At 70.1% G+C, this 12,175-nt stretch carries 8 protein-coding genes; 1 reads left to right on the plus strand and 7 read right to left on the minus strand.

Annotated features, from left to right (window positions below; translation table 11 throughout):
* Positions 1-73: 73 nt before the first annotated feature.
* A complete protein-coding gene (locus tag ML539_RS02305; RefSeq protein ID WP_243320282.1) occupies positions 74-1,942 on the plus strand; it encodes a hypothetical protein in 1,869 nt (622 codons plus the stop codon).
* A 371-nt stretch (positions 1,943-2,313) separates the two neighbouring features.
* Here ML539_RS02305 and ML539_RS02310 read toward each other — a convergent pair whose 3' ends face one another.
* The 7 genes from ML539_RS02310 to ML539_RS02340 form a co-directional block, all read right to left on the minus strand.
* On the minus strand, positions 2,314-2,562 hold the full coding sequence (locus ML539_RS02310; RefSeq protein WP_243320284.1) for a hypothetical protein: 249 nt from the start codon (positions 2,560-2,562) through the stop codon (positions 2,314-2,316).
* Positions 2,563-2,719: 157 nt separating this feature from the next.
* Positions 2,720-5,527 carry a M20/M25/M40 family metallo-hydrolase gene (locus ML539_RS02315; protein ID WP_243320286.1) on the minus strand — a complete coding sequence of 936 codons (2,808 nt, stop codon included), beginning with the start codon at positions 5,525-5,527 and terminating at the stop codon, positions 2,720-2,722.
* Positions 5,528-5,568: 41 nt separating this feature from the next.
* Positions 5,569-6,879 carry a pyridoxal phosphate-dependent aminotransferase gene (locus tag ML539_RS02320; RefSeq protein WP_243320288.1) on the minus strand — a complete coding sequence of 437 codons (1,311 nt, stop codon included), beginning with the start codon at positions 6,877-6,879 and terminating at the stop codon, positions 5,569-5,571.
* Positions 6,880-7,001: 122 nt separating this feature from the next.
* Positions 7,002-8,339 (minus strand): glutamate-5-semialdehyde dehydrogenase, encoded by a 1,338-nt coding sequence (locus ML539_RS02325; protein WP_243320289.1) that lies wholly within the window; start codon positions 8,337-8,339, stop codon positions 7,002-7,004.
* The gene (proB, locus tag ML539_RS02330) at positions 8,336-9,202 is read right to left on the minus strand and encodes a glutamate 5-kinase (protein WP_243320291.1); all 867 of its coding nucleotides are present in this window, start codon (positions 9,200-9,202) and stop codon (positions 8,336-8,338) included. Before proB ends, ML539_RS02325 begins: the two co-directional genes overlap by 4 nt.
* Before the next feature lie 395 nt (positions 9,203-9,597).
* Entirely contained in the window at positions 9,598-11,010 is a 1,413-nt protein-coding gene (locus tag ML539_RS02335; protein ID WP_243320294.1) for a pyridoxal-dependent decarboxylase, read from the minus strand.
* A 23-nt stretch (positions 11,011-11,033) separates the two neighbouring features.
* A complete protein-coding gene (locus ML539_RS02340) occupies positions 11,034-12,077 on the minus strand; it encodes a M28 family peptidase (RefSeq protein WP_243320296.1) in 1,044 nt (347 codons plus the stop codon).
* Positions 12,078-12,175 lie beyond the last annotated feature (98 nt).

The following is a 12,175-nucleotide window of genomic DNA, read 5'->3' on the forward strand; positions in this document are numbered from 1 at the left end:
AGGGGTGGAAGCACCCACCGATCCGCAAGAATGGATGCACCTGTCCTGCTGATGTTCCGAAGGGAGACCCACCATGACCCTCGAATTCCGTGATGCCGTCCTGTCCAGCTATCCGGATGTCTACACGCCGGAGGTGATCCGCGCCCTGGAGGCGCTGGCCCCCCTGGACGACCGCCGTCGCGAGCGCATGGCTGCCCGGCTCGCCCGTCGCAAGCAGCGGGCCGAGGCCGGCGAGCGCATCGGCTTCCTCGATCCCGCGGCCCTAATCCCGGGCAAGCCCTTCACCGTGGCCGACGCCCGGGCCGGCAACTTCGACGGCGCCGTGATCCCGCCGGACCTCCAGCGCCAGTGGATCCAGGGCACGGGCCCGGCCACCAAGCCGCGCTCGGATGTCCGCTCCGGCATCCGCAATGTCGCCTACGCCCTGCTCTCCGGCGCCGATGGCTGGATGTTCGATGGCGAGGACGCCCTGGGCCAGGTGGACACCATGTCCCTCGACAACCACCGCAACCTCAAGCTGGCCATCGCCCGCGACCCTCTCTTCCTGGAGGTGGCCGAGGAGGTCAGCCGCGAGATGAATCAGTGGGCGAAGGGCTTCTTCGGCCACCCGATCATCGAGGACTGGCGGAAGCAGCTGGACTTCACCACCGTCATCTACCGAGTGCGGGGCCTGCACCTGGAGGATCGCCACATCCGCCGCGACGGGCACGGCTTCTCCGCCTCCATCGCCGACATGGTGCTCTACGTGGTGAACAACCACGGGCGCCTCCGCGCCGCAGGCCGCAGCCTCGTGCTCTACCTGCCCAAGACCCAGACCGCCGAGGATGCGGCCCTCTTCAACGCCATGCTGGTGGCCCTGGAGGAGCACCTGGGCCTCGACGTGGGCACCATCAAGGCCTATGTGCTGGTGGAGCAGCTGGAGCAGTGCTACCAGCTCATGGAGATCCGCGCCGCGTTGGCGCCCCACTTCGTGGGCTTCAACACGGGCAGGTGGGACTACATCAACAGCGTCTCGGACGCCCTGGCCTGGGACAAGGCCTTCGTGAACCCCGACATCAGCGCGATCACCATGACCTACGGCTACATGCGGACCTACGAGGACCGCGTGCGCCGGGCCATGAACACGCCGGACCGGAACGGCCGCTTCGCTCTCTGGCAGGGCGGCATGGAGCCCAACATCCCGGTGGGATCCGAAGCGGGCGTGGCCGCCAGCATGAAGCGGGCCGTGGCCGGCGCCGAGCGCGAGCAGCGCGAGGGCGCCTCGGGCAAGTGGGTGGCCCACTGGAAGATGGTCCACATCGTGCGCCCCGTGTGGGAGAAGGTGGGCCAGGCCAACCAGATGGGCCGCGCCTTCCCGGCCCTGACCTACGGCCCTGAGGACGCCGCCGGCCTGATGATGCTGGAGAAGGCCCCCCGCACCATCGCCGGAGCGCGCGACCTGCTTTCGGTGGCACTGCAGTACGGCAACGCCTTCCTGCGGGGCTTCCAGGCCGCGGCCCTCAAGCCCGCGGACTTCTTCGGCAACGACGACGTGCTCTACCTCATGGAGGACATGGCCACGGGCGAGATCCGCCTCTCCATCCTCTGGGAGTGGCTGCACAAGGGCGCGACGTTCACGGAGGCGGACGCCGCCACGGGTACGGCGGTCGGCGACGCGCTGACGCCGGCCCTCTTCGCCCGCCTGGTCGACGAGGAATACGCCAAGCTGCGCAAGGCCAGCAACCGCGATGTCCACGACGACTCCAAGGACACCACGCTTCCCGTGGCCCGGGCCATCGTGCAGGCCTACGTCAACAGCCCCGTGAAGGCCCCCTGGTATGTGGACCTGCTCAACCTGAACCTCGGCGTCGAAAGCCTGCCCGAGGCCGAGAAGCGCATCGCCACTTTCCTTCAGACCTTCAGCAAGAACGGCACCCGGATCACGGAGAACCTGGACTTCTGAGGAAAGAGCGGGGACAGGATTAACAGGATGGAAGGATATCCGGCCATCGGCTTGCCTCCGCCTGGGATGATCGAACCGTGAAAGACGCGAATCGCCCTGCGGGCGCGCGAACGGCGAACGATCCTGCTTTCGACTCCACACGCGGGGCGGGCTTGGCGGCCTTTAGGAGCCGGCATTCCCGCCCCGCGTGCGGCCAGTCTCGCTTGGCGCGACTGGGGGCCAAAGGCCCAGGCGGCCGATCTCTGCCGCGTTTCGCGCCCTTTCGCGTCATTCGCGGTTCCTTGTTCTTCCGGCTGAGTTAGGCCGCTCACCAGGTCCTGTTAATCCTTCCAATCCTGTTCCCGCGTTTCAGCTTGTGGTGCCGGCCGGCGCTACGCGACGGCGGAGCGCTGCCGCACGATGGCCTTGGCGCAGTCGGGGCAGACGCCGTGGGTGAGGGTGGGACCGGCGCGCTCCAGGAGCGCAGGCTCCGCCGGGACCCACTCGCCTTCGTCGATCCGGACCTTCCGGCACCAGCCGCAGACGTGGACGAGGCCGTCCCGGGCGCGGAGGGTCGCCAGGCGGGCGGCATCCAGGCGCTGGTGCAGGGTGTTCAGGCGGGCGGAGGCTGTCCGGCCCAAGGTGCGGCGAATCGAGGCGATCTCCCGGGCTTCCGGCGGACCAGGACGATCCCGTTCCGTAGGCCAACCTCGATGGTGGAAGAAAGAAGCTGTTTTGACAGTGATCTTGGGCACGACCACCGAGCCTACTTGTGGTCAGGCCGTGGTCAGCTTGCGGTCAGCCCTTCAGTTTGGCCGCGAAGGCGTCCAGGGCGCGGTAGTAGGGGTCGATGCTGGGGATGAAGTGGCGCTCGCCGGCTGCGTGGGGGCCGATGCCGGTCTGGCCCCAGACCACGCCCTGGCCCTTGGGGGCGAAGCGGGCGGAGGTGCCGGCGCCCTTGCGGCCGATGCGGACCTCACCGCCGGCGGCCTCGATGCCGGCCAGCAGGGCCTTGAGGTAGGGGTTCTCCGGGTCGCAGGCCACGCCGGGCTCCCAGGCGGAGGGCACCAGCTCCAGCTCCCGCGCCGCGGCCAGGGCCTCGATGTCGGCGCGCAGGCCGGAGATGTCGTCCTGGGGGATGGGGCGGATCTCCACGCCCAGGGCGCCGCGGTCCGGCGTGATGTTGTAGACGCCCGGCGTGCCCACCTGGATGTAGGCGAAGCGGGCGAGGGACTGCCAGCCGTCCGCGGCCTTCAGGGTGAGGCGCTTGGCGAACATTTCGCGCAGGGCCTCGCGGGCGCCCAGGAGGCGTTCCGTGAGGTCGCTGCCCCCCGCCAGTCCGCTGTGGCCGCGGGTGCCTCGGGCCACCAGCTCGAAGCGCAGGACGCCGCGGTTCTGGGTGCAGACCTCGCCCCAGAGCTCCGTGCCCTTCTCCCCCGTGCGCTCGCCGGCCACGAAGAAGGAGGGCTCGTAGCCCCACTCCTCCTTGAGCTGCCTCAGCACGTGGGGCGTGCCCATGGGCTCCAGCTCGCCGTTCTCCTCGTTGCCGAGCATGAGCAGGCTCACGGGCGGGTAGGGCGCGCCCTTCTTGAAGGTGTCCTTCATCCACACCAGGTAGGTGGAGAGCACGGTCTTCATGTCGGCGGCGCCGCGGCCCCAGAGGTAGTCGCCTTCGATCTTCGGCTCGAACTGGCTGTCGTCGGGCTCGGGCTCCACCACGTCGAAGTGGCCGCACAGCATGGCCGGGGCCTGCTCGCCGCCCGGGAAGTGGGCCAGCACGGCCGGGAAGGTGGCCTGGTTGAAGTAGCGCACGGGCACGCCGTGGTTGCGCAGGTAGTCGTAGATGAACGTGGCCGCCCGGTGGATCTCGGGCATGCGCTCTTCGGGGCAGGCGGTGACGCTGGGGATGCGGATGAGGCGCTGGGATACGGCCAGCACTTCCGCAGTCTTGCTCGCGAAGGTCCCCTCCACCACGGCCTCGGGCCGGGGGCGGAAGCGCACGGGGGCCCGGGGATCCAGATGCACCTCGTCCCGCGCGTGCTCCACGAAGTCCTTGAGCTTGTCCTGTTCTGGTCCGAGGTCCGCCAGGCGGGCGGTGATGGCCTCGACCTCGTCGCGGACCTGGGCCTTCCGGGCCTCGGCCAGCTCCACGAGCAGGGCCGGCGGCACGATGTCCGAGGTGCCGAGCTTGGCCTTCAGCTTCTGGCGCATCTTTTCGGCGGTGCTGGGCGCGCCCTCCGCCATCTCGCGGAGCGGCTGGAGGTCCTCCCAGAAGCCCAGGGCCTCGGCCAGGGGCCGCAGCTGGTTGAGCGTCCAGGCCAGAAAGACCCGCATGGCCACGGGCTTGGCGGTGAGGGGGTCCTCGATGACGGCGTTGAGGCCTTCCTTGGCGGCGAGCTCTTCGTTCCGCCGGGCCCGGGTGATGTCCTCGGCGTCGTAGCGGAAGCCGCGGGCGAAGTCGGGATCGGCGTAGAAGCGGAGGAGGAGCAGGTGCTTGAGGGTGAGGTTGGCCACGTCCAGGGCCAGCTCGTGGCCGGGATCGTCCGTGCGGACCTCCACGCGGGCCATGGGCAGGTCGATGCGGGCGAAGAGGTTCTGGCGCTCGATCTGGGCGGCCATGTCCTCGACGTTGCGCGTCTCGCCGGCGGCGAAGAGGCCGCGGGCGTAGATGTCATGGAGCTGGTCGCTGGTCACCTGGATGAGGCGCTCGACGGGCTCGGCCTGGGAGCGGGCGCGCACGGGGATCCAGTTGTTGTTGCCGAACCGGACGCCGCGCCGCACCAGGTCGTAGGACAGGCGCAGGTAGTCGGCGTGGGTGCGGTTCAGGTCCGGCACGTCCAGGGCCGGCGGGTTCGGGAAGGTGAGGTTCCGCACGGATTCAAACGGCGTGAGTCGGACCACGGGCTTGCCGCCTTCCTCCGAGGCCTGGAGGGGGGTGCTGGCGCTGGTGGCGATGAAGAGCCCGGCGAAGGCCCGCATGAGCCGCGTGCCCGTGATGTAGACCTGGTTCTTGTAGTCGTCGAGGTGGTGATCGCCCCGCTGGGAGGCGGGCAGGTGCATGAAGTCCCAGGCCAGCATGGGCTCGGGCAGGCTGAGGTTGCAGTGCGTGCCCGCGGTGGCCAGCTCGGTGCCGTACATCTCGACGCAGCGCTGCAGGTACCGCCGTTTGGCCAGGTGCCAGGACTCGGGCACGCAGTCGGGCCCGATCTCCGGCAGCACGAGCAGGTTCCCGTGCCAGTAGTGCAGGGGCTCCCCGAAGGCGCGGCCCGCCTTGTAGAGGGCGTTGATGAGGGCGGCCTCCAGCAGGCGCCCTTCGTACACCGCGCCCCGGGGCGTGTGGTAGGGCCGGGTGACCCACTCGATCATCCAGTGGAAGACCTCGAGCTGGTGGTACTCCCCGGTCCAGGGCGCCAGCACCTTCGTCCGCAGGTGGTCCACGAAGGACATGCGGTCCGGCCCCGTGCCCACGGTGAGCAGGGGGCGGAACTGCGGGTCCACCAGGTTCCACTCCAGCTCCAGCCCGCAGAGGCCGCCGCCGGGCCGCGTCTCCTGGGCCGTCTGGCGCGCCAGCTTGAACTTCTCGACGAAGGCGTTCAGGTCGAACACGGGTGCTCCGGATCAATCAATCGAAGTGCAAGTGGATCTGTTCAGCCCTGCAGTGACTTCAGCGCTGCCAGCAGCCGCTCGGCGGCGCCCTGGGTGCGCTCGGGGGGGGTGGCGTAGGAGAAGCGGATCCACTCGGCGCCGTAGGGGCTGAAGAAGGCGCCGGGCACCACGGCCACGCCGTGCTCCTCGGCCAGGTACTGGCCCATGGGCTCGGAGTCGGTCCAGCCCTTGGCCTGGAAGACGTCCGACACCTTGATGAAGGCGTAGTAGCCCTGGCCGATGATGTGGGTGAGGCCTTCCCTCTTGAGGAAGTCGCGCAGCCAGGCGCGGCTGGCGCGGGTGGGCTCGATGATGGGCGCGGCGGCCTTCTGGAAGCCCTTCTCGTAGGCGGCCATGGCCACGGCCAGGCTGAAGAAGGAGGGCATCACCGTGTGGGAGGCCTGGGCCACGATGGTCTTGACCACCTCCGCGTCGGCCAGCAGGTGGCAGTTGCGGATGTTGGAGGCGCCCAGGCTCTTGGTGAGGCCGTCCAGCACCATCAGGCGCTTGCGCAGCTCCGGCTCGAAGGCGCGCAGCAGCACGTTCACGTCGTAGGGCTCGCCGTCGCCCACGGCGTGGTACATCCAGTCGAAGAGCACGAAGGCCACGCCCGCTTCCAGCGCCGTGCGGGCCAGGACGATCTGGCGCTCGAGGGGGATGGTCTGGCCCGTGGGGTTGTCGGGGCAGGTGATGACGAGGCCCGCGATCTTGCGGCCGTGGCGCGCGGCCTCGGCCACGCAGGCGCGGATGCCCTCTTCGGAATAGGCCCAGCCCTCCTCGGCCCGGCCGGGCGCCCACATCACGTTGGCGCCGATGCCGTAGGGGCCCCAGTTGTAGCTGATCCAGGGCACCCGGCTCACCACCACCACGTCGCCCTGGCGGCCGTGGCCCAGGGCCAGCATGGCCTGGTAGGCCTTCTGGAGGCCGTCGCGGCCGCCCTGGGTGCCGATGATGTTGGCCGGGCCCCAGCCCGTGTCGGGGGCCAGCTTCCAGTACTGCTCGGCCACGATCTTCCGATAGGCGTCGGTGCCGTAGGGCATGTCGTAGGCGGTGCCGTGTTCCTTCTGCATCTGGAAGGCACGGTCCAGCAGCTCCGCGGGCACGCCGGGCAGCGAGGCTCCGCCGTCGCCCTGGCTGGCGTCGAAGACGGGCACGCCCGGCTGCTTCTCCTTGAAGACCTTCAGCGACTTGTTGATGAGGAACATGCGGGAGGCCGGGATGGCCATCAGGTCTTTCAGATGGCCGCTCACTGGGACAAGGTTGGCCTCCGGCACGGCGAAGGCGGGCGTTTCAGGGGAGAGCAGGGCAGCCATGGATCCTCCCGATACGAAAAAGTCGCCCCTGCGGCGATCCAGGAGCGACGAACGTGGGTCAAGGCTAACACTTCGGGCCTCGGGTTCAAAGTTATAGAGTCTTATGTATCAATAATTGATGTTTATACCCTGCTGTCTGGATCGCCGCCCAAACCACCGGCCAGATCCCGGTGACGGAAGGGCCGGGCGGCAGACCCCGCGTAGTCTTCCACCTTGTGCCCGTGGCCCAGCAGGAGGTAGCGGTAGCTGAGGAGGCCCTCCAGTCCCACGGGGCCCCGGGCGTGGATCCGCCCGGTGCTGATGCCCACCTCGGCGCCGAAGCCGTACCGGAACCCGTCAGCGAACCGAGTGGAGGCGTTGTGGAACACGCCCGCCGCATCCACCTCCGCCAGGAAGCGGGAGGCGGCGGCGTGATCCTCGGTGACGATGGCCTCTGTGTGGCCGCTGCCGTGGGCGCGGATGTGGGCCAGGGCCCCGTCGAGATCGTCCACGATCTTCAGGGCCAGGACGGGGGCGCCGTACTCGGTGTCCCAGTCCGCGTCCGTGGCCTCCGCCAGGGCGGGCTCGAGCTCGCGGCAGGCGGCGCAGCCGCGCAGCTCCACGCCGCGCGGGGCCAGGTCCGCCACCAGGGCCGGCAGCAGGCGGGCCGCGGCCCGGCGGTGGATGAGGGCCGTCTCCACCGCGTTGCAGGCGGCGGGGTACTGGAGCTTGGCGTCGCGCACCAGGGCCACGGCCATGGCGGTGTCGGCGGCGGCGTCGAGGTACATGTGGCAGATGCCGTCCGCGTGGCCCAGCACGGGGATGCGGGTGGCGGCCTGGAGGCTCAGCACCAGCTCCCGGGAGCCGCGGGGGATCACCAGGTCCACCAGGTCCGGCCGCTGCAGCAGGGCCGCCACGGCCTCGCGGTCCGGCAGGCCCTGGACCGCGTCCTCCGGCAGCCCCTCCTCCGCCAGCGCCTGCCGCACCACGGCCAGCAGGGCGCCATTGGAGCGCGCGGCCTCGCGGCCGCCCTTGAGCAGCACGGCGTTGCCGCTCTTGAGGGCCAGGGCGCTGATCTGGATGAGGGCGTCGGGCCGCGACTCGAACACCACGCAGAGCACGCCCAGGGGGCAGGCCACGCGGGTGAGCTCCAGGCCCTCGTCCAGCTCGCGGCGCAGCTGCACCCGGTGGAGGGGATCCGGCAGGTCCGCCACGGCCCGGACGCCCTGGGCCATGGCCGCCAGCTTGGCGTCGTCCAGCTTGAGCCGCTGGAGCGTGGCGGGCGGCAGCGCGTTCCCGGCGGCCACATCTTCCGCATTGGCCGCGAAGAGGGCCGGGGCCTGGGCTTGCAGAAGGCCCGCCAGCCGCCGCAGCACCGCCGAACGACGCGTTCCGGGGGTGGCGGCCAGGCGGCGGGAGGCCTCCCGGGCCGCCTGGGCCATGGCCTGGATCTGGAGGGGGCTGAGGCTCGTGTCGGTCATGGCCGGGCTCCCTTGGGTGCGGCAAGGAAGAGGGTGCCCACGGGGTCGCCCGCGAGAATCTGGTCGAGGATGCCGATGGCGAGGCCCGAGGCCAGCACCACGGGCACCCCGGCCCGTGCCGCGGCCCGCGCCGCCTCCACCTTGCTGACCATGCCCCCTCGCCCGCGGCCCGAGGCGCCCTCGAGCCTGGCTTGAGGATCGGTTCCGAAGGGGACCTCCGCCAGGGGCTCGGCGTCGACGTGCAGTCCCGGGTTTCGGGTGTGGAGGGCGCTCACGTCCGAGAGGAGCACCAGGAGATCGGCCTCCAGGTGCATGGCCACCAGGGCGGAGAGGTGGTCGTTGTCGCTGAAGATGGGCCGGCGGCCAGGGGACGGCCGCTCCAGCTCCAGGGTGGACACGGTGTCGTTCTCATTGAGGATGGGGATGGCCCCCAGCTCCAGCAGGGTGTCCAGGGTGCGCCGGAGGTTGGCATGGCGGAGGGGATCCGCGAAGTCGTCCTCCGTCAGCAGCACCTGGGCCGCGCAGTGGCCCATGCGGGCGAAGCCCTCCTGGTAGATGGACATGAGCTGGCCCTGCCCGGCGGCCGCGCAGGCCTGCTTCTGGGGCAATTCCTTCGGCTTGTGGATGCCGAGCTGGCGGGCTCCCAGCCCGATGGCGCCGGAGGACACCAGCACGGGCTGGGCGCCCCGGCGGCGGAGACTGGCCACGGTTTCCATCAATCCGTACAGACGGCTGAGCGCAGGCCTTCCCTCGTCATCCAGCACGACCTGCGTGCCGAGCTTGATGACGATCCTCTTGGCCGCGCCAAGACTGGCCCGCTGGGCGGTGTTGGCGATGGCGTGGGTGCTGCGGGTCATGGTCATCTGCCATAAAGAAAAACCCCCGGGTCGGTGTGCGGCCCGGGGGTGGATGTGAGCGGATCGTCCTGGCGACTAGCTCAAAGCCCTCCAACCGGTCGGCCGGTCATAGGGTGGCTAGGGCGAGGGTTGAAGGTCAGGACAGGAATCATGGTGGGCCAAGTGTGCCGGATCGAGGCCGCTTGATGCAATGGAAAACGGGAAAAGAAGAACGCGAAGGGCGCGAAGAAAGAGCGAAGACCGCGAAAGCAGTTGTGGGTGCCTTGGTGCAGGGCATCCGGGCCTTCGGCCCCAGGTCGCGCATGGCCGCCGCTCTCAAAGGGATGTCCGGGATGGGTCGAACCCCCTTCGCGCTCTTCGCTCGCCCGAAGGGCGGCGTCGCGCTCTTCGCGTTCTGCGGTTCAGGCCTCGGCCGCAGCCTTCAGGGCCTGCCACAGGGCTTCGACGTGGCGGCGCTCGGTGGGCTCGGCGCCGATGCTCACGCGGAGGATCTGGCGGCCTTTGAGCATCGAGGGGGTGAGGTAGGCGGCGCCGCCCTCGTTGATGCGGTGGGCGAGGTCCAGGTTGTGCTGGGCCAGGGCGCCCTCGTCCAGGCCGGGCTTGAGGTGGCGGAGGCAGAGGGTCTGGAGGGGCACGGGAGCCAGGCGCTCCCAGTCCGGGGCGGCGTCCACCTGGTCCTTCAGCCACTGGGCGTTCGCCAGGTCGCGCCGGATGCGGGCCTGGAGGCCCTCCACGCCGACATCCATGAGGTAGAACCAGAGCTTGAGCGCCCGGAAGCGGCGGCCCAGCTGGATGTGCCAGTCGCGGAAGTTGCTCACCTGGCCGTCCTGGGCCGTGCGCAGGTAGCTGGGGTTGGTGCTCATCACGCGGATGAGGTGCTGGGGATCGCGGACGTAGTAGGCGCTGAGGTCGAAGCCCACGCCCATCCACTTGTGGGGGTTGAACACCAGGCTGTCCGCCCGCTCGATGCCTTCCCACATCCAGCGGCACTCGGGCAGCACCATGGCCGTGCCCGCCATGGCCGCATCCACGTGGAGCCACATGCCGTGCTTCTCGGCGAGGTCCGCTAGGGCGGGCAGGGAATCCAGGGCCGTGGTGGCCGTGGTGCCCACGGCGCCCACGAGGGCGCAGGGGCGGAGGCCGATCTCGAGGTCCTTCTCGATGGCCGCCTGCAGCAGATCGATCCGGACGGCGTGGTTCTCGTCCGTGGGGATGAGCCGCAGGAAGCTGCGGCCGAAGCCCGCGAGGAGGGCTGCCTTCTCGATGGAGCTGTGGGCCTGGTCCGAGGCGTAGACCACCAGTGGCGCCTCCCCGCTCTGGAGGCCTTCCGTGTTCTGGGCGTACTCAGAGACCTTCTCCCGGGCGCAGAGCAGGGCCGTGAAGGTGGCGGTGCTGGCGGTGTCGTGGATGACGCCGGCGAAGGCGGGGCTCAGGCCCACCATCTGGCGCAGCCAGTCCATGACCACCTCTTCGACCTCGGTGGCGGCGGGGCTGGTCTGCCAGCTCATGCCCTGGGCGCCCAGGCCCGAGGCTGCCAGGTCGCCGAGGATCGAGCTGTAGCTGGTGTTGCTGGGGAAGTAGGCGAAAAAGGATGGATGGTTCCAGTGGGTGATGCCGGGCAGCACGTCCCGCTCGAGGGCCGCCAGGGCCTGGGCCACACGGCCTCCGTGCTGAGGCGGGTGGTCCGGGAAGGCGGCGCGGATGTCGCCGGGCTGCACCCGGCTCATGACGGGGAGGCGCTCGAGGTTCTCGCGGTAGTCCGCGATCCAGTCCACGAGCTGGTAACCGAGGCGGCGGAATTCGTTGGCGTCCATGCCTCTAGTGTGCCCGCATTCCTCTAGGGTGCCCGCATGGCGAGCCTGGTCACGGCGGCATGCACGCCCTGGACCACCTGGGCCATGCGCCGGTAGTCGAGCCGGTCGGCGGTGTCACGGCCGGTGTGGTAGTCGAGGTTCCGGTAGAAGGCCGTGTCCGTGAGCATGACGGCCGGGAACCCCTGGTCCCAGTAGGGGTAGTGGTCCGAGAAGTCCATGCCGGGGATCCAGCGCGGGCCGTTCAGGGAGCGCACGGGGAGGGGCGAGGCGGACCGGAAGGCGGCCTTCACCTGGCGGGTCAGGTCGATGTCGCCGAATCGGCCGGCCACCAGGAGGAAGTTCCCCCGGTCGGGGTACAGCAGATCGAGGAGGGTCGAGGGGTATCGCTGGCTGTTGGAGGCCTCGGTGTACCGGCCCACCATCTCCAGGACGATCACGGCCCGCACCTCGCTCCCGGCCTCCCTCAGCAGGCGGGCGTGCCTGACGCTGCCCATGTCCGGGGTGCGGAAGAAGGGGGGCTCCTCCAGCGTGTAGGCCACCAGGTCCACCCGCCCGGCCGGCGGGGCCTGGCCGAGGGACCGGGCCAGCTCCAGCAGGCAGGCCACCCCGCTGGCATTGTCGTCCGCGCCGGGCAGTTCCCCGCAGGCGTCATAGTGGGCGCCCACCACGACGCGGGTTCCGGTCTCGGGGCCGAAGGAGGCGATCACGTTGGTGACGGTGTGCCCGCGGACCTCGAAGGGCTGACGCGCCACCCGCCCGCCTGCCTCCTGGAAGGCCAGGGCGATCGCGTCGGCGGCCTTCGGCAGGCCTGCGCCGAGCCAGTCCCGGGGCGCGCAGGATTCCGAGAGCAGCCGGACATCGGCCTCCAGGCGCTCCGGAGATCCCGCGGGGACATCGTCTGCGGTGCGCCCGGCGAAGACGGGCTGGGTCACCAGCAGGGCGGTGCCACTGGCGAAGGCCAGCAGGAACCCCGTCAAGGCGGCCAGGACCTTCCAGCGGCGTCGACGGTCCTCCTGCCGGAAGGCCTCCGGCACGACGGAACGAGCGGTGGGGTCGAGGGTGTCCATGGCCCAAAGTGTGCCGGTGCCGGAACGGGGCGCCCAGGGATAAGTCGGACCTCGCGAGTACCCCTTCCGACCTGGGGCAACCGCGAGGTCGCTGGGGG

The sequence above is a fragment of the Geothrix sp. SG200 genome (assembly GCF_022808935.1).
GTDB lineage: Bacteria > Acidobacteriota > Holophagae > Holophagales > Holophagaceae > Geothrix > Geothrix alkalitolerans.